The sequence below is a fragment of the Paracoccus aminovorans genome (assembly GCF_001546115.1).
Taxonomy (GTDB): Bacteria; Pseudomonadota; Alphaproteobacteria; order Rhodobacterales; family Rhodobacteraceae; genus Paracoccus; species Paracoccus aminovorans_B.
Map to the genome: position 1 here is coordinate 290,264 of NZ_KQ955209.1, position 22,755 is coordinate 313,018.

Below are 22,755 nucleotides of genomic sequence, written 5' to 3' on the forward strand. Positions count from 1 at the left end.
GCTCCTGAAATACCCCTGCGACAGCGCATCCGGGCGCGGCCACAGGAGTATTTGGAAAACGGTGAAGCGGCAGGGGCTAACCCGGCGCCGCCCGGCGGGTGGCGCGGTTGCCGGGGTATTTGGGGGAGCAAAGAAGGCCGAGGTGGGGTGCTGGACCCCTCGGCTCAGTCTTCGTCGAGGCTTTCCCGGGCGGCCTGCGGGTGGCGGCGGCGCCAGGCCACCGAGCTGATGAAGGCCATGCCGATGAAGCAGGCGCCCAGAAGGCCGGTCACGGCCTCGGGGATCGGGCGCAGGGTCTGGACGAACATCAGCACCGAGAGCACCAGGATCGACCAGAAGGCGCCGTGCTCGAGATAGCGAAAGGCGGCCAGCGTGCCGCGCTCGACCAGCATCACCGTCATCGAGCGCACATACATCGCGCCGATACCCAGGCCGATGGCGATCAGGAACAGGTTCTGCGTCAGGGCGAAGGCGCCGATCACGCCGTCGAAGCTGAAGGAGGCATCCAGCACCTCGAGATAGAGGAAGGCGCCGAGGCCGCCGCGCGCCATGTCGCCCGAGGACGGTCCGCCGCCCCAGCGGTCCAGCACATGGCCCAGCATGTCGACGCCGAGATAGGTGATCACGCCCCAGATCGCCGCGATGATGAAGGTATGTTCGCTGGCATCGGGCAGCCAGTGCAGGATCGCCAGCATGCAGATCAGCACGAAGCCGATCTCCATGCCGCGGATCTCGCCCAGGCGGCGCAGGAAGGATTCGACGCCCTTGATCCAGTCGACATCCTTTGCCTCGTCGAAGAAATAGTTCAGCGCCACCAGCATCAGGAAGGCGCCGCCGAAGGCCGCGATGGGCAGGTGCGCCTCGTGGATGATCCGCGAATATTCCTGCGGCCGGGTCGCGGCCAGGCGAAGCGCCTGCCATGGCGCGAGGCGGGCGGCGATGACCACCACCAGCAGCGGAAAGATCACCCGCATGCCGAAGACCGCGATGACGATGCCCCAGGTCAGGAAGCGGTGCTGCCATTTCGGCGTCATCTGCTTCAGCTTCTGCGCGTTCACGATGGCATTGTCGAAGGACAGCGAGATTTCCAGCACCGCGAGGATGGCCGCGATCAGGAAGAAGCCCAGCGCGCCCGTGCCGGTACCGCTGTATTGCCAGCCCAAGGCCGCGGCCAGCGCCAGGCCGATGCCGGTCACGATGAAGGGCCAGGTCATGTAGCTGAGGGTCGATCTCATCCGGGCTGTCCTTGTGCGGCGGTTGGCCAGGTCATAGACTCTGCCACAACGGCGGGCAAGGCAAGGCCCGCTTTGGAGGTGCTCGATGCGGTTCCGGCGCTATGCGGTCTATCACCTGCCCGGCGGTGCGCTTGGCGATTTCGGCAGCGCCTGGCTGGGCTGGGATGCGCGCCACGGCCTGGTGCATCTGCGCCCGGACGGCCTGCCGCCCGAGGCCGAGACCCTGACCGAGGTACCGCGCCGCTATGGCTTTCACGCCACGCTGAAGGCGCCGTTCCGGCTGGCCGAAGGCCGCAGGCCCGAGGAGCTGGCCCTGGCCCTGCGGCTGGCCTGCGACCACCTGGCGCCCTTTGCGCTGGAGCTGGAGCCGCGCATCGACTGGGGCTTCCTGGCGCTGCGCCCGCGCCTCCAGCCGCCCGAACTGCTGGCGCTAGAATCGGCGCTGGTGACGCGGCTCGATGCGTTTCGCGCGCCCCTGACCGGGGCCGAGCGCGACCGCCGCAACCCGGACGCCCTGCCGCCGCAAGCCCGCGCGCATCTGGACCATTGGGGCTATCCCTTCGTGCTGGACATGTTCCAGTACCACCTGACGCTCTCGAACCAACTGGCCCCGCCCTTGGCCGAGGCGCTGCGCCTGGCCTTGGCGCCGCATCTGGCGCCACTGATCGCCCGGCCCATGCCGGTCGAGGCGGTGGCGCTGATGGGCGAGGCCGAGGACGGCTTCTTCCACCTGGTCGAGGACCTGCCCCTGCGCGGCTAGAGCCAGTTCTTCCACTTCAGCACCAGGAAGGTGACGACGGCCGAGCCGACCATCAGCCCCAGCGCCATGGGAAAACCCCAGTCGAGCTCCAGCTCGGGCATATGGGTAAAATTCATGCCGTAGATGCTGGCGATCAGCGTCGGCGGCAGGAACAGCGCCGCCACCACCGACAGGATTCGCACCCGGTCGTTCTGCTGCAAGCCGATCATGCCCATGGTGGCGTCCACCGTCATGGCGATGCGCGAGCCCAGGAAATCGGCATGCACCTCCAGCGCCTGGATATCGCGTTGCAGCGCGGCATGCTGCGGCCGCAGCCGGGCGCTTTCCGGCTGATGCGCCGAATTCGCCGCGTGATAGGCCAGGATCCGGTCCATCGACAGCAGACCCATGCGCACCCGGCTCATCAGCTCGGCCTGCTGGCCCACCGTCACCAGCGAGCCCTGCAGCGACGCCGCATCGCCGGCCGCGGTCATGGTCAGCACCTTGGCCGCCGTCGCGTCGAGCGCGCGCGCCACGCCTTCGGACAGGTCGGCGAGCCGGCCGATGATTTCCTCGATCAGCCCCAGGAAGACCCGCGCCGGCGAGCCGCAGCCGCTGCTGGAGCGGTCGGCGCGGGTCGGGAAGGTCTCGAAGGGGCGCGGGGCGTGGTGGCGCACGGTGACCAGCCGGTGCGCGTCGACGATGAAGCTGATCGGCATGGCGACCTGGGTGCCGTCCGGCAATTGCCCCGGCAGCACGGCGGTCATGTAGATGGTGCCGTTGTCGGTATAGAGCCGGTTCGAGATCTCGATCTCTTCCATGTCGGCCAGGGTCGGGATCTCGTATCCCAGCGCCGCGACGGCGCGGACCTGGGAATCGAGCGGCCGGTAGAGGTCGATCCACAGCGCCTCGTCCAGGGGCGCGCCCTCGGGCAGCGGCAAAAGCCCGGCGCCCCGGCTGATATGGCTGTAAAGCATCCGTCGAACCCCCTCGCGCCCAGGGTGAAAGCGCCGGCCGGCCGGGTCAGTTCACCCGGTCGGGTAGCGCCCTGCCCTCGTCGAAGGCCAGCAGGTTGTTCATCGCCCGCATGGCCATGGCGGTGCGCACCTCTTCGGCGGCGGTGCCCAGATGCGGCAGCAGGGTGACGTTCTCCATGGTGCAAAGTTCGGGCGCCACCTTCGGCTCGAATTCATAGACGTCGAGCCCGGCGCCACCGATGCGCCCCGCCGCCAGCGCCTCGACCAGCGCCGCTTCATGGACCACGTCGCCGCGGGCGATATTGACCAGGATGCCGCGCGGCCCCAGCCGCTCGAGCTGGGCCGCGCCGATCAGATGCCGCGTGCCGGCGCCGCCCGGCACCGCCACCACGGCGAAATCCGACAGCGCCAGCAACTCGTCCAGGTCGCCGACCTGCCGCGCCGGGAAATCCAGCGCGGAGACGGCCGAGCGGTTGTGGAACACCACCTCCATGCCAAAGCCGAAATGGCAGCGCCGGGCGATGGCCTTGCCGATCCGGCCCATGCCGATGATGCCCACGGTCTTGCCCGAGACATGCCGGCCCAGAAGCTGCGTCGGCTGCCAGCCGGTCCAGGCGCCGCGCCGCAACAGCCGCTCGCCCTCGCCGGCGCGGCGGGCGGTCATCAGGATCAGCGTCAGGGCGATGTCGGCTGTGGCCTCGGTCACCGCGTCGGGCGTGTTGGTCACGGCGACCCCGGCCGCGGCGGCGGCGGCCACGTCGATGTGGTTGTAGCCGGCGCCGAAATTCGCCAGCAGGCGGCAGCGCGGCGCCTGGACGAAGGCCTCGGCGATGAAGCGGTCGCCCAGCGTCGGCACGATCGCGTCGTAATCAACCAGCGCCTGCGCCGCCTCCTCGGGCGAGAAGCCGGTGTCGCGGTCCAGGATCGTGGTTTCGAACCGCGCCTTCAGCGCCTGTTCCGCCGCGTCGGTCATGCGGCGCGTCACCAGAAGTTTCATCGGCCCGTCCCCCTTTATTTCCCCAGTTCGCGGCCGCGCGCCGCGGCGGCGGCCACGGTGCGGCGCATCAGCGGCGGCAGGCCGGTCTCGGCGTCCATCAGTTCGCGCAAGCCCGCCGCCGTGGTGCCGCCGGGCGAGGTGACGTTCTCGCGCAGCTTGGCGGGATCCTGGTCCTCGGCCACGGCCAGGGCGCCGGCACCGGCGACGGTGGCGCGCGCCAGGGCCAGCGACAGCTCGGGCGACAGGCCCTCGGCCGCGCCGGCCGCCGCCATGGCCTCGATCATGTGAAAGACATAGGCCGGGCCCGAGCCCGACAGCGCCGTCACCGCATCCATCTGCGATTCGTCCCGAAGCCGCACGACGCGGCCAACCGCGCCCATCAGCGCCTCGGCCAGGTCCATCTGCGCCGGACCGGCCTTGGCGTTGCCGATGATCGCGGTGATGCCCTGGCCGATGGCCGCCGGGGTGTTCGGCATCGCCCGCACCACGGTTGATGCCGGAAACGCCGCCTCATAGGCGGCGATCGTCACCCCCGCCGCGACCGAGACGACCAGCGTATCGGCCCCGACCGCCAAGCGCGGTAGCACATCCGCCATCATCTGCGGCTTCACGGCGATCACCAGCACGGCGGGGTGCTCCGGCAACTTTCCGTTTACGGAAATACCCAGATCCGACAGTTCCGCCCGGGGATTCGGGTCCAGCACATGCACCGAACCCGCCGCAAGCCCGTTCTTCAGCCAGCCGTCCAGCAGCGCGCCGCCCATGCGGCCGCAGCCGACCAGCACCAGCCCGCGCGCTTTCACATCCGAAAAATCCATGCCCTGGCCCCCTGCCTGCCCCGCGCCCCGCGGCGAAAATCAGGCGCGACCGTAGGCCTCGGACAGGGCGATGTCCATGGCCGCCTCGGGCGAGGCATCGCCCCAGCAGGCCAGCTGGAAACAGGGATAGAAGCGCTCGGCATTCTCGACCGCGTTGCGGATCATCTGGTCGATCTGCGACGGCAGCGCGATGGCCTCGCCGGCCAGCACCAGACCGTAGCGCCAGACCATCAGCTTCTGCGGCGCCCAGAAGGTGAAGCCGCCGTCCCAGACCTGGTCGTTGGCCAGGTTCAGCACCTCATAGAGCGCCGGCAGCTTCTCGGCCGGCGGATCCATGTCGAAGGTGCAGATCAGCCGCAGCACCTCGTCGCGGCCCGACCAGGCCAGGGTGATGGAATAGCTGCGCCATTGCCCCTCGACCGCCATGGCGATCTGATCCTCGGCCAGCCGGTCGAAATCCCATTCGTGATGGGCGGCGACCGTCTCGACGATATCGATGGGATGGATGTCCTCGCTGTGGATGAAATCCAACTGTGCCATGTCCTGTCCCCTGCCTGACTGCGGGTTGGAGTTATCCCCAACCCTTTGTGGCCCGGACTACACCCGGCGTGCCTTGCCCGGTGCGCCTACCATATATCGTGGTGCGGTTCCATGAGGGTGTAAAGCGAAAATTCCGTTACCGGCGCCGGTCCGGCGCTTGACCGCAGCACGCGGCCGGGCTTCAACCGGCGCCGGAAACGGCGGGAGGGCGACGGATGCGGGACCATGGCGGCGACATCGACCGGGCGGCGGGCCGCTTTGGCACCGGGGATTGGATCGACCTCTCGACCGGGATCAACCGCCGGCCCTGGCCGGCCGGGCCGCTCTCCGCCCATGCCCTGACGGCGCTGCCGACCGAGGCCGACAGGACCGCGTTGCACGCAGCGGCCGCCGCCCGATTCGGCTGCCCGGCGGATCAGGTGCTAGCGCTCGCCGGCGCCTCGGCGGCGATCCAGCTTCTGCCGCATGTGCTGATGGGCCATCGCGCGGCGGTGCTGTCGCCGACCTATAACGAGCACGCGGCCAGCCTTTCCGCCGCCGGCTGGCAGGTGCAGCAGGTCACCGATCCGCTGCGGCTGGCCGCCGCCGATCTCGCGGTGATCGTGAACCCGAACAACCCGGACGGGCGCAGCTTCACCCCCGCCGAGATCGCCGAGATCGCCGGCATGGTCACGCATCTGGTGGTGGACGAAAGCTTTGCCGATGCCCGGCCCGACCTCTCGGTCGCAGGCCGACGGCCGGCGAATGTGACCGTGCTGCGCTCCTTCGGCAAGTTCTGGGGCCTGGCGGGGCTGCGGCTGGGCTTTGCCCTGGGCGAGCCCGAGCTGCTGGCCCGGCTGGCGCAGCGTGCCGGACCCTGGAGCGTCTCGGGCCCGGCGATCCAGATCGGCACCCAGGCGCTGGCGGACGACGCCTGGCACGCCGACACCGTGACCTGGCTCTCCGAGGCGGCGCTGCATCTCGACCAGATCGTGACGCCGCATTGGCCGCTGGTCGGCGGCACGCATCTGTTCCGGCTCTACCAGACGCCCGACGCCACCGCGGCGCAGGGCCGGCTGGCCCGCGCCGGGATCTGGAGCCGGATCTTTCCCTGGCATCCGCACTGGATCCGCCTCGGCATCCCCGGCAGCCGCGAGGAGTTCGACCGCGTGGCGGCGGCGCTTTAGCGCAGCCGGTTGACGTGGCCCATCTTGCGGCCGGGGCGCGCCTCGCCCTTGCCGTAAAGATGCAGCTGCGTGCGCGGGCGACGCAAAAGCTCGGGCAGGCGCAGGATGTCGTCGCCGATCAGGTTCTCCATCTCGACATCGGCATAGCGTTGGCCGTCGCCCAGCGGCAGGCCGGCAACGGCGCGGATATGCTGCTCGAACTGGTCCACGGCGCAGCCCGCCTGGGTCCAATGCCCCGAGTTGTGCACCCGCGGCGCGATCTCGTTCACCACCAACCCTTGCGGCGTCACGAACAGCTCGACCCCCATGACGCCGACATAATCCAGCGCATTGACGATCTTCGCCGCCATCAGCACCGCATCGGTCAACAGGCTCGCCGGCAGGCCGCAGGGCACGGTGGTGGTGCGCAGGATGCCCTCGCGATGCACGTTCAGGCCCGGATCATAGGCCGCGACCTGGCCGTCGGCGCCGCGCGCGACGATGACGCTGATCTCGGCCGAGAACTCCACGAACCCCTCCAGCACCGAAGGCGCGCCCGTCCAGTCGCGCTGGCCGGCATCCGAAAACCGGATCTGGCCCTTGCCGTCATAGCCCATGCGCCGGGTCTTCAGGATCGCCGGCACCCCCAGCGCCGCCAGCGCGGCAGGCAGATCGGCCTCGGTTTCCACGTTGCGATAGGGCGCGGTGCGCAGCCCGATGCCCGACAGGAAATCCTTCTCGGTCAGCCGGTCCTGCGACACCGCCAGCGCCCGGCGATTGGGCCGGATTGGGCGCAGCGATTCCAGCAGGTCCAGCGCCGAGGTCGGCACGTTCTCGAATTCATAGGTGATGACATCGACCGCGTCGGCGAATGCCCGCAGCGCCGCCTCGTCCTCATAGGGCGCATTCGTCACCCGATGCGCCACGTCGCCGGCGGGGGCCGCGCCCGGCTCGTAGACATGGCAGCGGTAGCCGAGGCGACTGGCGGCGACGGACAGCATCCGCCCCAGCTGGCCGCCGCCCAGGATGCCGATCACCGATCCTTGCGGCAGTTCACTCATCTTTCGGCTCCTCGGGAATGGAATCGCTCAGCGCCTGGCGCCAGGCCTCCAGCCGCGCCGCCAGATCGGGATCCGCAATCGCCAGGATGCCCGCCGCCATCAGCCCGGCATTGGCCGCGCCGGCGGCGCCGATCGCCATGGTCGCGACCGGATAGCCCTTGGGCATCTGCAGGATGGAATAAAGCGAATCGACGCCGGACAGCGCCTTGGTCTGAACCGGCACGCCGATCACCGGCACCCGGGTCTTGCTGGCCATCATGCCCGGCAGATGCGCCGCCCCGCCGGCGCCGGCGATGATGACCCGCAGGCCCCGCGCCACCGCCGTCTTGCCGTAATCCCACAGCCGGTCGGGCGTGCGATGGGCGCTGACGATGCGCGTCTCATAGCCGATGCCCAGCTCGTCCAGGATCGCGGCCGCCTCGCGCATGGTGGGCCAGTCGGACTGGCTGCCCATGATGATTCCGACGGGTTTTTCCATCATCGCCCCCTTTTTTCCCGCCCTAGCGCGGGCGGTCCCCGGATGCAATCAGGCGATGATGTCGGGGGTCAGCTCGTCCTCGAGCCGGGCGATGCGGTCCTTCAGCACCAGCTTCTGCTTCTTCAGCCGCTGCAGCGTCAGCGAATGGGTCAGCGACTGGTTGACCAGCGCGGCAATGGCCTCGTCCAGGTCGCGATGTTCGCGACGAAGCACCTCGAGCCGGGCGCGCGCGATCTCTTCGTGGGACATCTCGTGTTGGGCGTTCATGTCGGGCCTCGGGCTGGACTCGATTGGTTATAACGCACCGATACCGCGGTGTTAATGGCTTTGCCAATCGGGGTTAACGCGGGCGCCGCCCCTTGCGGAGCGCCGGCCGCGTTCACATATTGGTCCTGCCGGATCGCCGTTCCGGGGTCCGGCCGACAGTCGCTTTGATGTAAAGGGCTTGGCGAATGACCAAGATCAGTCTGGCCGCTCATCCGTTCCTGCTGGGGTTCGACCAGTTGGAGCGCTTGGCCGAACGCGCCGCCAAGGGCGCCGAGGGCTATCCGCCCTACAATATCGAACACCAGGGGCCGAACGGCTTCCGCATCACCCTGGCCGTCGCCGGTTTTTCCGAGGACGACCTGGCCATCACGCTCGAGGATCGCCAGCTGGTGATTCGCGGCCGCCAGGCCGAACCCGAGGATGAGCGGGTGTTCCTGCACCGCGGCATCGCCGCCCGCGCCTTCCAGCGCAGCTTCGTGCTGGCCGATGGCGTCGAGGTGGTGGCGGCTCGGCTGGAAAACGGGCTCCTGGACATAGACCTGCGCCGCGCGGTGCCCGACAGCATCGTCCAGACCATACCGATCAGCCGCAAGTGAAAGGGGATCGCCCATGAACGAGAAATTCGATTTCGGATCGGCGCTGAACGACAGCACCGGCAACACCGTCTACATCCGCCGCGTGGCCATGGACACGCTGCCCGACGAGGTGCGCCGCCAGGTGCCCGGCGTCGATGCGCTCTATGCCGTGCATGGCATCGACGGCGAGCGGCTGGCCCTGGTCAAGGACCGCAGCTTGGCCTTCATGCTGGCGCGCCAGAACGAGCTGACGCCGGTGAGCGTCCACTGACCCCCTTGCGGTGCGGAGAAATTGACGACCGATGAATTTTTCCGCAGCGAATGTCCGGTAGGTGACACAATTCCGGCTGAAATCCGCTAAATCAGAAGACACGTCTGGGGATCCATTATCGTTTGCGTCGGGTCATGAGTGCGGATCCCCTGGCGCGTAGACCGGCCTGCCCGCAATGTTGCGGGTTTTTTGTTCCTTTCAGGCCGGTCTTGTGCGATCTATCCCTACCATCACGACAGGCTGGTTCGGGAGGCGCCGTTTTGCAGAAGACGACAGGCGAGACCTCGCGCGGCCGAACCGCGCGCGACCCGCATCACGGCCTGCCCTGGTTTCCCTATGCGCGCTGGGACAACCTGCTGCCCGACCTGCTGGACGGCCTGTCCCCGGAACGCCGCCGCGCCTTTTACGCCGAATGCACGCCGCGCGCCTATCCGCAGGGGGCCGAGATCCTGCGCCAGGGCGAAGAAGCCTATGCCGCCTATCTGATCGTCGAGGGCCGGGTCGAGGTGACCTTCGTCGACGTGAACGGCAATACCGTGCTCGCCCATGTCGCGGGCCCAGGCGAGGTGATGGGCGAGGTCGAGCTGTTCTCGGGCAAGACCTGCGCCGCGAGCTGCCGCGCGCTGCCGGACAGCAAGCTGCTGATCTTCAACGAGGCGCTGCTGATGAAATATGTCTCGGCCCAGCGGCTGCTGAAGAATTTCGCCGCCATCCTGCATGGCCGGCTGGTGCGCGACAACCGGTTGCACGCCATCGCCCAGTTCTATCCGGCCGAGGCGCGCATCTGCCTGCACCTCTTGCGGCTCAGCAGCGACCGGGCCGTGATCCACATCAGCCAGTCGCAGATCGCGCTGCTCGCCGGCTGCACGCGCCAGACGGTGAACCGCACGCTGGCGCAGCTGCGCGACCAGCGCATCATCGAGATGGGGCGCGGCATGATCCGGGTGCTGGATCCGGGCCGGCTGACCCACAAGCAGCTGGTCTAGGCGGCCTCAGCCCGGAAAGCCGTAATGCGCCAGCATCGCCGCCACGGCACGGTCGTTGCCGTCGCCCGCCAGGTTGCCGGCGCGCAGGTTCTGCGCCTGCGAGCCCGGCCATTCGATGATGCGATAGCGCCCGCCGATCTTTTCCGGCCGCGAGCCCCGCAGCCGGTGCATCCAGTACAGCCACACATCGTCGGCCGAGGGCGCCAGCCGCTGGAACAGTTCGGCATCGGTCACGTCGGGATGGAACACGCCCGGCGCATAGAGCACGCCGCCGACCCCGGTCGGAAACACCAGCGGCCCGGCCTCGGGCGCGCCGATATTGCGCTGCCAGTCGCCATAGGGGGCCGGGCGGCCGTCCCGCAGCAGCACCCGATGCGCGCGGTGGCAGACCACCCCCGCCGCGGCCCGGGCGACCAGCCCCGCCAGCCAGTCGGCGCGGTAATGGACATCGTCGTCGGCGGTGACGACATAGGCCTCGGGCGCCTCGGCCAGGGTCGGCACGATCTTCTTGTAGCTGCGCCAGTTCGGGCAGACCCGCACCTCGACCCCCAGGGCGCGGACGCCGGGCGGCAGCCGGTCCTCGTCGCCCGCGTCCAGCCACAGGATGACCCGATCCGCCGCCACGCTTTGCGTCAGGATCGAGCGCAGCACCAGTTCCAGCGCCGCGAAACGCGCGGGATAGCTGGTCAGGCTGACCACCAGCGGCGCGTCCAGCCCGTGCGGCCGCGGAGCGATGCGCCGGGCCAGGATCTCGGCCTCGGCCGTCCTGATGCGCCGGGCCTGCTTCAGGCGCCGGAAGGCATCCGCGATCATCCCTGCCAGGCCTTTCGCAGCCAGTCGATATTGCCGATGCGGCGATACCATTTATGCCCGCGCCCGGCAAAGACGTCCTCCATCTTCGGCGCGCCGGCGAACAGCACGATCTTCGCCCCCGCGGGCAGCTTCGGATCCGACAGATAGCTCAGCAGGTTGCGCGGCACGCAGTCGTTCTTGAAGCTGACGCACCAGCCCTGCGGCCAGTAATGCAGGTTGCCATGCGCCGCCAGCTGCGCGCTCTGGAACTGCTGGCTGATCTCGTAATTCGCGGTCGCCGCCCCCGGATCGGCCAGATAGGCGTCGAGGATATAGCCATGCGCCCCCACCTCATAGCGAAAGACCGAGGAATTGCCCACCGAATGCAGGAAGCGGTCGCGCGCCGGGTTCACCTTGCGCAGCGGCTTCGGCCGGAACAGGTCGTCGTCGCGAATGATGAAGAAATCGCCCGGCAGATCGAAGAACGGCGCCAGATCGTCGACGACCACCAGGTCCAGGTCCAGAAACAGCGCCGTGGCACCGGCAAAGCCGCCCAAGTCGCGACGGAACAGCGCCAGCTTGCGCCAGCGCGTGTCGCCATGGCCGGGCGGCAGGCCCAGCTCCGGCAGGGGCAGCGCCTCGACGCCCGGGTCGATGCCCTGCGCATCATCGGTGAAGCAGATGAAGCGATGCGGCCGCGCCAGGTGGCGGCGCACCTGCCGCGCCAGCCGGTTCACGTCCTCGGCCCCATAGAGGGTGCCCCATTTCATGGTCAGGATCAGGACGGGCTCGGTCATCGGCGCTCTCATGTTGCTGGCCCAGCGATAGGCGATGCCCCCGTTCCGGTCAACGCGCGGCTAGGCGGCTTCAAGCCCGACCTCGGCCGCGAGCCGCCGCAGCGCCGCGTCGCCGCCGGTCGCCAGATGCGTGGCGCCATGGTTGCGCGCCGCAATGGCCTGCCAGGCGGCCGCGCCGGTGACCGGCAGCACCACAGCCTCGCCCGCATCGGGACGCAGCACCACGCCCTCGCCCAGCTCCGCCACCACCCGGCCCGCGCCAAGGTCGCGGAACCGCGCCCGCAGCGCATTGGGCGTCAGCGCGCCGTCGCGTCCCGGCACCGGCGCCAGCCCCTTGACGCGCCCGCCCAGCCGCACCGGCCCCGCACCCCAGCGGTCGGTCACCGACATCATCGCCAGCACCGCCCCGTCCGGGCCGCAGAGCGCGATATCCTCGCCGGTCTCCAGGTCATGGGCGAAACCGTCCGAGACCTCCAGCACCAGCGCCAGCGGCCAGAACGCCCCCGAGGCCAGCCGCCCCTCCGCCAGCACCGCCGCGTGATCCGCCTCGCCCAGATAGCCGCGCAGGGGCAGCATGGCGCCGTCCATCAGCAGGCCCAGATCGCGCATCTGCCCGGGCGTCAGCCGCCATTGCAACCGCCGGGTGGCCTCATTGCGCAAGCCCTCGGCGGCGGCCTCGGTGACGTAAAGCTCGGGCAGCGGGGCAAAGCCGCTCACGCCGGGATCTCGGCCGCGTGCGGGTTCGGCGCGCCGGCCATGTCATGCTCGGCCAGCCAGCGCTCGGCATCCAGCGCCGCCATGCAGCCCATGCCGGCGCTGGTCACCGCCTGGCGATAGATGTGATCGGTCAGGTCGCCCGCCGCGAACACGCCGGGGATCGAGGTCCGGGTCGTGCCCGGCTCGACCTTCACATAGCCGCCGTTGTGCAGCTCCAGCTGCGCCGCGACCAGCTCGGACGCCGGCGCATGGCCGATGGCGATGAAGACCCCGTCCGCCGGGATCACCTGCTCGGTCCCCAACGTGACATGACGCACCCGCACCCCGGTGACGCCCAGCGGCGCCTCGGTGCCTTCGACCTCGGCCAGCGCGTGGTCCCACAGGACCGAGACCTTGGGATGGCGGAACAGCCGCTCCTGCAGGATCTTCTCGGCCCGCAGGCTGTCGCGGCGATGCACCAGCGTCACCTTGCTGGCGAAATTGGTCAGGAACAGCGCCTCTTCGACCGCGGTATTGCCGCCGCCGATCACCACCACCTCGCGGCCGCGATAGAAGAAGCCGTCGCAAGTGGCGCAGGCCGAGACGCCGAAGCCCTTGAACTTCTCCTCGCTCGGCAGGCCCAGCCAGCGCGCCTGGGCGCCGGTGGCCAGGATCACGGCATCGGCGGTCAGGCGCGCGCCGGAATCCAGCGTCGCGACAAAGGGCCGCACCTGCAGGTCCAGCCTGGTCACCGTGTCGATGAAGATGCGCGAGCCCATGGCGCGGGCGTGGGCCTCCATCTTCACCATCAGGTCGGGGCCCTGGATCTCGGTCTCGCCGGGCCAGTTCTCGACCTCGGTGGTGATGGTCAGCTGGCCGCCGGGCTGCATGCCCTGGATCAGCACCGGGCTCAGCATGGCGCGCGCGGCATAGACGGCGGCGGTATATCCCGCCGGGCCCGAACCCACGATCAGCACCCGGGTATGGGCGGGCAGCACGGCATCGGGGCTTTCGGCGGCATGTGACATGGGATGTGGACCTTTCGCGTTGCGCCGCCTAGGTAATCACCCCCGCCGCCTCATGCAATCCGTCCCGGGGCGCAGGACGATGGCGGAAAGAATATTGCGCAAACCTGCCCATCGGGGTAGCTTCCCGCATGATTTTGGCCGGAAGACGGCCCAAGAGGAAAAGATGAGCGGCGCCAGACTTGACGAGATCGACCGAAAAATCCTGGCAGAGCTTCAGGGCGACGGTCGAATGACCAATGTCGAGCTGGCGCGGCGCGTGGGCATTTCGGCCCCGCCCTGCCTGCGCCGGGTCCGCGCGCTGGAGGAGATGGGCTATATCCGCGGCTATCACGCCGAGATCGACGCCCGCGAACTGGGCTTCGAGGTGCAGGTCTTTGCCATGGTCCGCCTGCAGAGCCAGTCCGAGCGCGACCTCTCGGCCTTCGAGGCCCTGGCCCGCGACTGGCCCCTGGTGCGCGAGTGCCACATGCTGAACGGCGAGATCGACTTCATCCTGAAATGCGTCTCGCCCGACCTGCCGAGCTTCCAGCGTTTCCTGACCGAAAGCCTGACCGCGGCGCCGAACGTGGCCTCGGTCAAGACCTCGCTGGTGATCCGCTGCGCCAAGGACGAGCCGGGCGTGCCCTTCACCGTGGTCGAGGAGCGCGCGGCGGCGGTGGGGTGAGGGGTGCCCGAGGAGCCGCTCTTCCTTGCTCTTTGCTGGGAACTGGATTGTGCTGTCGGCGCCGACTATGCCGAAGCCAACCGCGCCCTTGGTTTCCAGTTTTTCTGCCCGGTGCCGGACTGTCTCGCACCCGTTCACCCGCGCAGGGAAAAGAATGTCTGGTTCGTTGCCAATAAACGCCATGTGCCGGGTTGCCCGAATGACAAGTCGGGCGACGGATCATCCCGGACCGGTGCTCGGCAGCATTACGACCGCGCGGAACCGCCAAGCCACACCCCGAACCTGCTGGGGCCGATGCACAGGATCAATCGGGGCCGCCCGTCAGCCGAGCAATTGCGCCTGCTGGCAAGGCGAAATCTGGATGGATTCCCGATGTGTCCCGGAACGCTTGCCGAGGTGGTAAGAGCCTATACCGACATGCCGCCCCGTGACCGCCGGCAACACCCGCTGACGATCGAAAACCAAATCCTCGACTATCAGACGGCATTTCAAACTGCGGCCTTGCACGAACCGGTTCAACTGGCAGATGCGATCCATCAGCCCACCATCCGTTTCTGCAATGCGAAGGTCAGGAAATACGGCAGGCTGTTCAGCATATGGACAAGAAAACACTTCACGCATGAGGGAGCCGTCAAGCCTCTCGTCTTCGCGATGCGCCCGGACGATCCCTCGGAGAGCCGGCTGGAACGTTTGACAGATCAGGAGGTCACCGTCTTCTGGCGGAAATTGCCTTTGCCCGCGATCAGGGAAAAGGGCTTCTGGTCCCCTGCCTTCCTGGACACCACGTCAGGGATCGTATGGCATCACCGCGAATAGGCCGGGGACATACCCCCGGTGCACGCCCCGTGTACGCACGGTGTACGGCTGTCACACCCGGTTTTCCAGCAAAACCAAACCTTTGACACGGGCGTTGCGCAAGCTGCGCACGCCCGTTGCGTCACAGCGCGATGACCGAGATCAGCCGCCCGTAATCCGCCTCGTTCTGATGCGTGCTGCGGCGATAGGAAAAGAACCGCTCGGGGTCGGCATAGGTGCAGTGCCGGGTCCATTCCGCCTCGACCCCGGCCTCGCGCAGCCGCATCAGGCCAAAGCCCGGCAGGTCGAACATCGGCCGGCCGTTCGGGCCGCCGGCGAAGAAGCGCTGGTGGCCGGGATCCTCGGCCAGCACCTCGTCCATGAACTCGGGGCCGACCTCATAGGCGCGCTGGCTGATCGTCGGGCCGATCACGGCGCGGATGCGGGTCGCGCCCAGGTCCTGCATTGCGGCGACGGCGGCCTCGATCACCCCCGAAAGCGCGCCGCGCCAGCCGGCATGGACGGCGCCGATCACCCCCGCCTGCGGGTCGGCCAGCAGGATCGGCTGGCAATCGGCGGTCAGCACCGCCAGCGCCACGCCGGGCTGATCGGTGACGATGCCATCGGCACGAATCCCCGAGAAATCAGCGGCTTCGTCTCCGGCGCGCAGCACCGCTACCTCGGCCGAATGCACCTGATGCACGGTCGCCAACCGCCCGGGCGCGACGCCCATGGCCTCGGCGACGCGGGCGCGGTTGATGGCCACGATCTCGGCCTGGTCGCTGGAGCCGAAGCCGCAGTTCAGCCCGGAAAACAGCCCCGAGGACGCGCCGCCGCGCCGGGTGAAGAAGCCGTGCCGCACCGTGTCGAGCAGCGGATGGGTCAGGATTTCCAGCGTGGTCTGCATCACTTGTCCAAGGGTTCGAAACCGGGCGGCACCGGCGCGCCGGGTTGCCAGAAGGCCAGCGCCTTGAACAGGTGACCCATTTCCCCGGGCGCGGTCAAGCGATGAAGCGCGGCCGTGGCGCCGGCATCTCCGGCCGCCGCCAACCGCTCGGCCCGCGCGGCGATGCCCAGCCGCGACAGCCATTCGCCTTGCGTGACCATGCGCGAGGGACAAAGCCCCCCGGCGGCCGCCAGATCGGCCAAGCTGCGAAAATCGACATGCGCGGTCAGGTCGGCCTCGCCGGGATGGGCCAGCACCGGCTCGGGGCGGTGGCGGCGCAGGGCCTGGAAGGTGTCGCCCTGCCCGTCCCAATCGCCATAGTCGATGACCAGCGCCATACCGCCATGCCGGGCGATGCGGGCGGCGATGGCGGCGACGACCGGCGCGGCCTCGGGGCAGGTTTCGCGGATCTGGCCTTCGGGCGCGGCGGGACCGGGCGCGGTGGGGCCGAGGCCTAGAGCCAGCGCGCCCGTGTCGTCCAGCGTGACCATGCGTTCCGCCCAGCCGTCGGACGTGCGCTGGAACTGCCGGATCGGCAGGGCGTCGAAGAACTCATTCGCGACCAGGAACAGCGGCATTTCAGGCAGTTGCGCGGCGTCATCCAGATGCGTGACCGCGCCCAGCCGCTCGCGCTGCACCTGGCGCAGATGGGCCGAGGCCTCGACCAGATGCACCTGCGCCGCCTCGGCCATGCCGGGCAGGATGCGGATGGCGCGCAGGATGTCGGCCATCAGCGTGCCGCGGCCCGGCCCGATCTCGGCCAGGGCAAAGGGCGCGGGGCGCCCCTGGTCCAGCCAGGCCTGCGCCAGCGCCAGCCCGATCATCTCGCCGAACATCTGGCTGATCTCGGGCGCGGTCGTGAAGTCGCCCCGCGCGCCGAACGGGTCGCGCGTCGCGTAATAGCCGTGCTGCGGATGCAGCAGGCACAGCCGCATGTAATCGTCCAGCCGCATCGGCCCCGACAGCCGGATCTGCGCCGCGATCAGGCGCGCGAGCGGGGTCATGGCGCGGCTGCGGGCACCGTGGGGCGCATCCGCGCGCGCATCAGGAACGCCAGCCCGACCAGCACCATCGGCAGCGATAGCAGCTGTCCCATGGTCAGGCCCCAGACCGGCCCGCCCAGCACATGGCCCAGCGGATTGTCGGGCGTGATGAATTGCGCGTCGGCCTGGCGGAAGAACTCGACCACGAAGCGCGACAGGCCATAGCCCATCAGGAAAACCCCCAGCGCCTGCCCGGGCCGGCGCAACCCGCCCAGGCGGACCAGCAGGAACAGCAGGGCTGCCAGCACCACGCCCTCGAGCCCGGCTTCGTAGAGCTGGCTCGGGTGGCGGGCGCAGAGGCCAGCCACGCCGGGGCAGGTCTGCGCCGCCTCGCCCGGGAAGACCACGCCCCAAGGCGCATCGGTCGGCCGGCCCCACAGTTCGGCATTGATGAAATTCGCCACCCGGCCCAGGCCCAGCCCGATCGGCGTCGCCACCGCCAGCGCGTCGGCCAGCCGCAGCGCCGGGATGCCGTGGCGCCGGCAGAACCACCAAGAGGCCAGCACCACGCCCAGGAACCCGCCGTGAAAGGACATGCCGCCCTGCCACAGCAGCGGGATCTGCGCGGGGTTGGCCAGGTAATAGGCCGGCTCGTAGAACAGCACGAAGCCCAGCCGCCCGCCCAGCACCACGCCCAGGATCACCCAGGTCAGCAGCTCCTCGACCTGGCCCGGCCACATCGGCGCGCGGTCGCCCCAAAGCGCCGGCCGGCGCATCAGCGCCACCATGATCCGCCAGCCGACCAGCAGCCCCACCAGATAGGCCAGCGCATACCAGCGCAGCGAAAACTCCATGCCGAACAGGTGGATGGTGAAGATCTCGGGCGAGATCCAGGGAATGTCGGTCATAGGATCCTCATCTGGCGCCGGCGCAGGCTACGCGGGGGGCGGCGGGTGTCAACCGATTGAACAGCCGCGCCCCCGGGGCCATATAGGGGGCAACATGGAATCGAAAGGCCCGCCATGACCGCCAACAACCGCTTCTTCGACGATCTCTCGAAATTGATGACCAATGCCATGGGCGTGGCCCAAGGCGCCAAGGACGAGGCGCAGACCGCCTTCAACGGCTGGATCGACCGCTGGCTGGCCGACCGCGACTTCGTCACCCGCGAGGAATTCGAGGCGGTGCGCGAGATGGCGATCAAGGCCCGGGCCGAAAACGCCGAGCTGCGCGCCGAGATCGAGGCGCTGAAGGCTCAGGGCTGAAGCCGCTCGCGCAGCTTGCCCTGGCGGTCGTAAAGCAGCACCTCGCCGGCTTCGGTGACCACGACCAGCCAGTCGCGGGCGAAGGTCACGGCGGCGGGCTTGGCGCCGTGCGGCAGGGCGACGCTTTCCGGCAGGTCCGGCAGCGGCGCCTCGGAGAGCCGCAGCCACAGCAGCGCCGCGATCACCAGCACGCCGAGGCCCATCACCACCGCCAGCGAGGTCACCAGCAGGCGCAGCCAGCGCAGCATCGGCAGCGCTTCCTCTGGCCCCGCATCCGCCCTATCATCCCGCGCCATGGCCGAAATCCTCATCACCATTCCCGAAGGTCTTTCCGACCGGCTTGATAAGGCGCTTGCGCTTTGCGCGCCAGAGCAGGCGGCGCTGTCGCGCTCGCGCTTGGCGAAACTGATCGCCGAAGGCGCGGTGCGCGGCCCTTCGGGGCCGGTGACGGACGGCAAGGCCCGGGCCGAGACCGGCGACTACCGCATCGAGATCGGCGCCCCCGAGGCCCTGGACGCGCTGCCCGAGGCGATCCCGCTGAGCATCGCCTATGAGGACACGGACCTGATCGTGGTCGACAAGCCCGCCGGCATGGTGGTGCATCCGGCGCCGGGCAGCCCCTCGGGCACGCTGGTCAATGCGCTGCTGCACCATTGCGCGGACAGCCTCTCGGGCATCGGCGGCGCGGCCCGGCCCGGGATCGTGCACCGCATCGACAAGGAAACCTCGGGCCTCCTGGTCGTGGCCAAGACCGACCGCGCGCATCAGGGCCTGGCGCGGCAATTCGCCGACCATTCGGCGCATCGGCGCTATTTGGCGCTGGCGCATGGCGCGATCGACCCGGCCGATGCGCGGCTGCGCGGCCTGCCCGGCATTGCCTTCGAACCGGGCGGCGTGTTGCGCATCACCACGCTGCTGGGCCGGCACCCGACCGACCGGCAGCGCCAGGCGGTCAGCTTCCAGAACGGCCGCCATGCGGTGACGCGGGCGCGGCTGATCGAGACCTTCGGCACGCCGCCCGCGGTGATGCTGGTGGAATGCCGGCTGGAGACCGGCCGCACCCATCAAATCCGCGTGCATATGGCGCATGCCGGGCTGGGGCTGGTCGGCGATCCGGTCTATGGTGGCGCGAGACGCGCCTCGGCCCGGGCGCTCGGGCCCGACCTTGCCGCGGCCGTCGCGGCCTTTCCCCGCCAGGCGCTGCATGCGGCCGAGCTGGGCTTCGACCATCCGGTCAGCGGCGAATCGCTGGCCTTCTCCAGCCCGGTGCCGCCCGACATGGCCGGCCTTCTGGAAAAACTGCGCGGGCGGACCGCATGACGGAACCCGCCCCGGGATGATAGCGTTCACAAAGGCCCGCGACCGCGCGGGACAGGGAATTTTCAGATGGCGAACTATACCCAGCTTCCGGCACCCAGCCCCGAACAGGGCCTGAACCGCTACCTGCAGGAGATCCGCAAGTTTCCCCTGCTGGAGCCGGAGGAGGAATACATGCTGGCCAAGCGCTGGACGGATCACGAGGATCCCGAGGCGGCGCAGAAGCTGGTCACCTCACACCTGCGGCTGGCCGCCAAGATCGCCATGGGCTATCGCGGCTATGGCCTGCCCCAGGCCGAGGTGATTTCCGAGGCGAACGTTGGCCTGATGCAGGCGGTCAAGCGATTCGACCCGGAAAAGGGTTTCCGACTGGCCACTTACGCGATGTGGTGGATCCGCGCCTCGATCCAGGAATATATCCTGCGGTCCTGGTCGCTGGTGAAGATGGGCACGACGAGCGCGCAGAAGAAGCTGTTCTTCAACCTGCGCAAGGCCAAGTCCAAGCTGGGCGCGCTGGAAGAGGGCGACCTCCGGCCGGAAAACGTCGCCCAGATCGCGCATGACCTGAACGTGTCGGAACAGGAAGTCATCGACATGAACCGCCGGCTGTCGGGGGGCGATGCCTCGCTGAACGCGACGGTGGGTTCGGGCGACGGCGAATCGACGGCGCAATGGCAGGACTGGCTCGAGGATGACAGCGCCAACCAGGCCGAGGCCTTTGCCGAGGCCGACGAGATGTCGGCGCGGCGCGAGATGCTGATCGCCGCCATGGACGTCCTGAACGACCGCGAGAAGGACATCCTGATGGAGCGGCGCCTGCGCGACGACCCGATGACGCTCGAGGATCTGTCGACGCGCTACGACGTCTCGCGCGAGCGGATCCGCCAGATCGAGGTGCGGGCCTTCGAAAAGCTGCAAAATCGCATCCGCGAACTGGCGCGCGAGCGGGGCATGGCGGTGCCTTCCGCGCTCTGATGGCCCTCGGGGCTGCGCCGGGCCCGGCGCGGACCGCCGGATCGCCGCTGCCAAGGCGGGGTTGGTTTTCGTCGCAAGCCGACCTCGGCCCTTCCGCGCATTCCCCCTCTGGCGCCGGGCGGGAATTTCCTTGAAAAGCGGGGCCGTTGACCGGCGCCGGGCTTGGCTTATGGTCGGGACAGGGCAGCGGAGGCCGATGGCGCAGGAATGACAGCGCTGAACCAATATCAACGGCTCGAGGCCGCCGGCATCTGGCGCGAAACGCCCAAGGCGCAATTGCGTGATGTCATCGTCTCGTTCGGCGACGCGACGCTGGTGCTGACCGATCCGCGGTCCGAGGTGCCGCTGACGCATTGGTCGCTGCCGGCGGTGACCCGGCTCAACCCGGGCAAGATGCCGGCGCGCTATGCGCCCGGCGGGCCCGAGGCCGGCGAGGAGCTGGAGATCGAGGACGAGCTGATGATCTCGGCTATCTCGAAGGTGCATCGCGCCATCGAGGCCAGCAAGCCGCATCCCGGGCGCCTGCGCGGCGGGCTGATGCTGGGCGCGGCGGCGGTGATGGCGGTCCTGGCCTTGTTCTGGGTGCCGCCGGCGCTGGTGCGCCACGCCGCCGACATCGCGCCCCCGGCGCAGCGCGCCGAGATCGGGCGGCTGATCCTGGCCGAGATCGCCAAGACCACCGGCAGCCCCTGCTCGCGCCCCGCCGGCGACATGGTGCGCCAGAAGCTGGCGACGCGGCTGATCGGCCCGGATGCCGAGATTGCCGTGGTTCCCGCCACGCTGCGCGGCGCCCTGCGCCTGCCGGGCCCGATCACGGTGATCGGCGAAGACCTGATCGAGGGCCAGCTGTCGCCCGAGGTCGCCGCCGGCCATGTCCTGGCCGCCCAGGCGGCGGCGGTCACGAACGACCCGATGCTGGCGGCGCTGCGCTATGCCGGGCCACGCGCCACCTTCCACCTGCTGACCGCGGGGACGCTGCCGGGCAAGGCGCTGTCCGGCTATGGCGAGAAGCTGCTGGCCGATGCCGTGCCGCGGCCCGACGACGAGCAGCTTCTGGCCTATTTCACCCGCGCCGGCATTTCCAGCGAGCCCTATGCCCGGTCGCTGGACCCGACCGGCGAGGCGGTGCTGGGGCTGATCGAAGCCGACCCGTTCCGCACCGCGATCCCGAAGCCGGTGCTGAGCGACCGCGAATGGATCGCCCTGCAAGAGATCTGCGACCAATGACGACTCAGCGCGGGAAGGCATCGCGATAGCCGGCGCGGCGGATGGCGTTCAGCGCGCGCACGATGCCCTCGCGGTCGTCGAAGGGGCCGGCCATGATGAATTGCACCTCGCGCCCGTTCACGCGGTCCTTGCCGCGCAGGACCGGATAGCCCAGGCCCGCCACGCGCTGCACCGCCCGATCCGCATTGCCGGGATCGGCGAAGGTGCCAAGCTGCACATAGCGGGCGCCGGCCGGGATCGTGCCGAGCGCGGGCGCGGCGGCTTTGTCGGGTGTCGCGACCGGCCCCTGGGGCTTGGCAACCGCCGGCTTGCCGGGCACGGCAACAGGTCCAGCAGCGGGTCTTGCCGTCTGCGGAGTCCTTGGCTTCGGCGAGACGGCAGCGATGCTTTCGGCCGCCACGGCTTTCTCGGTCGCCGGCTTTGCGCCCGGGACAGGCGCGGCGGCGGGCTTCGTATCCGCGGCCTTGCCGTCTGCGGCGGGCGTGTCGCCGGCGCTGCTGCCGATCGGGCGCGCAAAGCTTAGCCGCGACAGATCCGCCGGCGGCAGCGAGCCGCAATAGCCTTGCGACGGATCGCTGCCCAGCCCCGTCGCGCCGGCCTTGCCGTCATAGCCCAGCAGTTCGCACAGGCGCAGGTTCGGCTTCAGCCCGCCACCCATGTCCTGGCGCAGCGCCGGTGCGGCCGCGACCGCGGCCTGCAACGCATCGGCCGGGCCCGAGGCTGCGGGCTCCAGCCCCAGGTCGGGCAGCTTTTCCATCGGCTGCGGATCGCCCGCAAGCTCACCGGGGCGCATATTGGTCAGCACGGTCTGCGACAGCGCCTCGGACAGCAGCTCGGCCCGGCTGCGCCCGGCATTGGGATCCAGCGCCCGCAGCCGGGGCTTGCCGTCCAAGCCCCGCGCGGACAGCGTCGGCGGATAGCCGCAGATCGGCGTGCCATCGCGCGAGACGCGCGCCTGCCAGCCGCCATCCTCGCCCCGCAGGAAGACGCAGCCCTTGCTGTCGATATATTGCCGGGCAAAGAAATCGGCCGGAGGCGTCTCGGCCGGGCGCGGATCCTGCGCCAAGGCCAGCCCAGGGGCCAAGACCAGCATCACCCGCAGCATCCAAAGCATCGTCCCATCCCCGAATCGGCCCTTTGGGACGGTGATAGGACGAAAGCCTTGAACAACCGGTTAACGC

The 22,755-nt window shown here is 69.3% G+C and carries 27 protein-coding genes and 1 pseudogene; 11 read left to right on the forward strand and 17 right to left on the reverse strand.

Annotation, left to right across the window (positions count from 1 at the left end):
• Window positions 1-164 precede the first annotated feature (164 nt).
• Window positions 165-1,235 (reverse strand): DUF475 domain-containing protein, encoded by a 1,071-nt coding sequence (locus ASV56_RS13315; RefSeq protein ID WP_062562559.1) that lies wholly within the window; start codon window positions 1,233-1,235, stop codon window positions 165-167.
• A gap of 85 nt (window positions 1,236-1,320) precedes the next feature.
• On the opposite strand from ASV56_RS13315, the gene ASV56_RS13320 reads away from it, so the two are divergent.
• Window positions 1,321-1,995 carry a DUF1045 domain-containing protein gene (locus tag ASV56_RS13320; RefSeq protein WP_062562560.1) on the forward strand — a complete coding sequence of 225 codons (675 nt, stop codon included), beginning with the start codon at window positions 1,321-1,323 and terminating at the stop codon, window positions 1,993-1,995.
• Here the strand turns inward: ASV56_RS13320 and ASV56_RS13325 are convergent.
• The 4 genes from ASV56_RS13325 to ASV56_RS13340 are packed head-to-tail and all read right to left on the reverse strand — an operon-like array spanning window position 1,992 to window position 5,306.
• Window positions 1,992-2,951, reverse strand: coding sequence for a magnesium transporter CorA family protein (locus tag ASV56_RS13325; RefSeq protein WP_062562561.1), 960 nt, complete (start codon window positions 2,949-2,951; stop codon window positions 1,992-1,994). The genes ASV56_RS13320 and ASV56_RS13325 overlap by 4 nt on opposite strands.
• A 46-nt stretch (window positions 2,952-2,997) precedes the next feature.
• Window positions 2,998-3,948, reverse strand: coding sequence for a 2-hydroxyacid dehydrogenase (locus ASV56_RS13330; RefSeq protein ID WP_062562562.1), 951 nt, complete (start codon window positions 3,946-3,948; stop codon window positions 2,998-3,000).
• Window positions 3,949-3,962: 14 nt separating this feature from the next.
• Window positions 3,963-4,766 carry a pyrroline-5-carboxylate reductase gene (proC, locus tag ASV56_RS13335; RefSeq protein WP_062562563.1) on the reverse strand — a complete coding sequence of 268 codons (804 nt, stop codon included), beginning with the start codon at window positions 4,764-4,766 and terminating at the stop codon, window positions 3,963-3,965.
• Between the two features lie 39 nt (window positions 4,767-4,805).
• Complete coding sequence (locus ASV56_RS13340; RefSeq protein ID WP_062562564.1) at window positions 4,806-5,306, reverse strand: type III secretion system chaperone family protein; 501 nt, start codon at window positions 5,304-5,306, stop codon at window positions 4,806-4,808.
• Between the two features lie 215 nt (window positions 5,307-5,521).
• On the opposite strand from ASV56_RS13340, the gene cobD reads away from it, so the two are divergent.
• Entirely contained in the window at window positions 5,522-6,472 is a 951-nt protein-coding gene (cobD, locus tag ASV56_RS13345; protein WP_062562565.1) for a threonine-phosphate decarboxylase CobD, read from the forward strand.
• Here the strand turns inward: cobD and ASV56_RS13350 are convergent.
• From ASV56_RS13350 to ASV56_RS13360, 3 genes are read right to left on the reverse strand one after another with little or no spacing between them, the layout of a single operon-like run.
• The gene (locus ASV56_RS13350) at window positions 6,469-7,512 is read right to left on the reverse strand and encodes a 5-(carboxyamino)imidazole ribonucleotide synthase (protein ID WP_062562566.1); all 1,044 of its coding nucleotides are present in this window, start codon (window positions 7,510-7,512) and stop codon (window positions 6,469-6,471) included. The two genes, cobD and ASV56_RS13350, sit on opposite strands and share 4 nt — an antisense overlap.
• Window positions 7,505-7,993: a 5-(carboxyamino)imidazole ribonucleotide mutase gene (gene purE, locus ASV56_RS13355; RefSeq protein ID WP_062562567.1), complete on the reverse strand. Its 489-nt coding sequence runs from the start codon at window positions 7,991-7,993 to the stop codon at window positions 7,505-7,507. The genes ASV56_RS13350 and purE overlap by 8 nt, the downstream gene beginning before the upstream one ends.
• Before the next feature lie 45 nt (window positions 7,994-8,038).
• Entirely contained in the window at window positions 8,039-8,257 is a 219-nt protein-coding gene (locus ASV56_RS13360; protein ID WP_062562568.1) for a YdcH family protein, read from the reverse strand.
• 185 nt (window positions 8,258-8,442) lie between these two features.
• Here ASV56_RS13360 and ASV56_RS13365 point away from each other — a divergent pair, with 185 nt between their 5' ends.
• The 3 genes from ASV56_RS13365 (at window position 8,443) to ASV56_RS13375 (ending at window position 10,089) form a co-directional block, all read left to right on the forward strand.
• Window positions 8,443-8,853 carry an Hsp20 family protein gene (locus ASV56_RS13365; protein ID WP_018000855.1) on the forward strand — a complete coding sequence of 137 codons (411 nt, stop codon included), beginning with the start codon at window positions 8,443-8,445 and terminating at the stop codon, window positions 8,851-8,853.
• A 13-nt stretch (window positions 8,854-8,866) separates the two neighbouring features.
• Entirely contained in the window at window positions 8,867-9,103 is a 237-nt protein-coding gene (locus tag ASV56_RS13370; protein WP_018000854.1) for a DUF1150 domain-containing protein, read from the forward strand.
• Between the two features lie 260 nt (window positions 9,104-9,363).
• The gene (locus ASV56_RS13375) at window positions 9,364-10,089 is read left to right on the forward strand and encodes a Crp/Fnr family transcriptional regulator (protein ID WP_062562569.1); all 726 of its coding nucleotides are present in this window, start codon (window positions 9,364-9,366) and stop codon (window positions 10,087-10,089) included.
• A gap of 6 nt (window positions 10,090-10,095) precedes the next feature.
• Here ASV56_RS13375 and ASV56_RS13380 read toward each other — a convergent pair whose 3' ends face one another.
• The 4 genes from ASV56_RS13380 to trxB are packed head-to-tail and all read right to left on the reverse strand — an operon-like array spanning window position 10,096 to window position 13,402.
• Window positions 10,096-10,902: a hypothetical protein gene (locus tag ASV56_RS13380; RefSeq protein ID WP_062562570.1), complete on the reverse strand. Its 807-nt coding sequence runs from the start codon at window positions 10,900-10,902 to the stop codon at window positions 10,096-10,098.
• Window positions 10,899-11,678 carry a hypothetical protein gene (locus tag ASV56_RS13385; protein ID WP_062562571.1) on the reverse strand — a complete coding sequence of 260 codons (780 nt, stop codon included), beginning with the start codon at window positions 11,676-11,678 and terminating at the stop codon, window positions 10,899-10,901. The genes ASV56_RS13380 and ASV56_RS13385 overlap by 4 nt, the downstream gene beginning before the upstream one ends.
• A gap of 60 nt (window positions 11,679-11,738) precedes the next feature.
• A complete protein-coding gene (locus ASV56_RS13390) occupies window positions 11,739-12,395 on the reverse strand; it encodes a bifunctional sulfate adenylyltransferase/adenylylsulfate kinase (protein ID WP_062562572.1) in 657 nt (218 codons plus the stop codon).
• Window positions 12,392-13,402, reverse strand: coding sequence for a thioredoxin-disulfide reductase (gene trxB, locus ASV56_RS13395; RefSeq protein ID WP_062562573.1), 1,011 nt, complete (start codon window positions 13,400-13,402; stop codon window positions 12,392-12,394). The genes ASV56_RS13390 and trxB overlap by 4 nt, the downstream gene beginning before the upstream one ends.
• A gap of 163 nt (window positions 13,403-13,565) precedes the next feature.
• On the opposite strand from trxB, the gene ASV56_RS13400 reads away from it, so the two are divergent.
• Together ASV56_RS13400 and ASV56_RS23615 are read left to right on the forward strand one after the other, a co-directional pair.
• Window positions 13,566-14,066, forward strand: a complete 501-nt coding sequence (locus ASV56_RS13400) for an Lrp/AsnC family transcriptional regulator (protein WP_062562574.1) — start codon at window positions 13,566-13,568, stop codon at window positions 14,064-14,066.
• 3 nt (window positions 14,067-14,069) lie between these two features.
• Window positions 14,070-14,882, forward strand: a complete 813-nt coding sequence (locus ASV56_RS23615) for a hypothetical protein (protein ID WP_156429168.1) — start codon at window positions 14,070-14,072, stop codon at window positions 14,880-14,882.
• A gap of 121 nt (window positions 14,883-15,003) precedes the next feature.
• Here ASV56_RS23615 and pgeF read toward each other — a convergent pair whose 3' ends face one another.
• The 3 genes from pgeF to lgt are packed head-to-tail and all read right to left on the reverse strand — an operon-like array spanning window position 15,004 to window position 17,698.
• Entirely contained in the window at window positions 15,004-15,768 is a 765-nt protein-coding gene (gene pgeF, locus ASV56_RS13410; RefSeq protein WP_062562576.1) for a peptidoglycan editing factor PgeF, read from the reverse strand.
• Window positions 15,768-16,811, reverse strand: a complete 1,044-nt coding sequence (locus tag ASV56_RS13415) for a class I SAM-dependent methyltransferase (protein WP_062562577.1) — start codon at window positions 16,809-16,811, stop codon at window positions 15,768-15,770. The genes pgeF and ASV56_RS13415 overlap by 1 nt, the downstream gene beginning before the upstream one ends.
• Window positions 16,808-17,698, reverse strand: a complete 891-nt coding sequence (gene lgt / locus ASV56_RS13420; protein WP_062562578.1) for a prolipoprotein diacylglyceryl transferase — start codon at window positions 17,696-17,698, stop codon at window positions 16,808-16,810. The genes ASV56_RS13415 and lgt overlap by 4 nt, the downstream gene beginning before the upstream one ends.
• A gap of 114 nt (window positions 17,699-17,812) precedes the next feature.
• On the opposite strand from lgt, the gene ASV56_RS13425 reads away from it, so the two are divergent.
• The gene (locus tag ASV56_RS13425) at window positions 17,813-18,055 is read left to right on the forward strand and encodes an accessory factor UbiK family protein (protein WP_018000844.1); all 243 of its coding nucleotides are present in this window, start codon (window positions 17,813-17,815) and stop codon (window positions 18,053-18,055) included.
• Here ASV56_RS13425 and ASV56_RS13430 read toward each other — a convergent pair.
• A complete protein-coding gene (locus tag ASV56_RS13430) occupies window positions 18,046-18,351 on the reverse strand; it encodes a DUF6476 family protein (RefSeq protein WP_253880029.1) in 306 nt (101 codons plus the stop codon). The genes ASV56_RS13425 and ASV56_RS13430 overlap by 10 nt on opposite strands.
• Between ASV56_RS13430 and ASV56_RS13435 the strand changes: the two genes are divergently transcribed.
• The 3 genes and pseudogenes from ASV56_RS13435 (at window position 18,350) to ASV56_RS13445 (ending at window position 21,574) form a co-directional block, all read left to right on the forward strand.
• The gene (locus tag ASV56_RS13435; RefSeq protein ID WP_062562580.1) at window positions 18,350-19,375 is read left to right on the forward strand and encodes an RluA family pseudouridine synthase; all 1,026 of its coding nucleotides are present in this window, start codon (window positions 18,350-18,352) and stop codon (window positions 19,373-19,375) included. The two genes, ASV56_RS13430 and ASV56_RS13435, sit on opposite strands and share 2 nt — an antisense overlap.
• Window positions 19,376-19,441: 66 nt before the next feature.
• A pseudogene (gene rpoH / locus ASV56_RS13440) lies at window positions 19,442-20,293 on the forward strand (RNA polymerase sigma factor RpoH); the annotation flags it as partial.
• Between the two features lie 261 nt (window positions 20,294-20,554).
• Window positions 20,555-21,574, forward strand: a complete 1,020-nt coding sequence (locus ASV56_RS13445; protein WP_062562581.1) for a hypothetical protein — start codon at window positions 20,555-20,557, stop codon at window positions 21,572-21,574.
• A 4-nt stretch (window positions 21,575-21,578) separates the two neighbouring features.
• On the opposite strand, the gene ASV56_RS13450 is transcribed toward ASV56_RS13445, so the two are convergent.
• Complete coding sequence (locus ASV56_RS13450; protein WP_062562582.1) at window positions 21,579-22,688, reverse strand: SPOR domain-containing protein; 1,110 nt, start codon at window positions 22,686-22,688, stop codon at window positions 21,579-21,581.
• Window positions 22,689-22,755 lie beyond the last annotated feature (67 nt).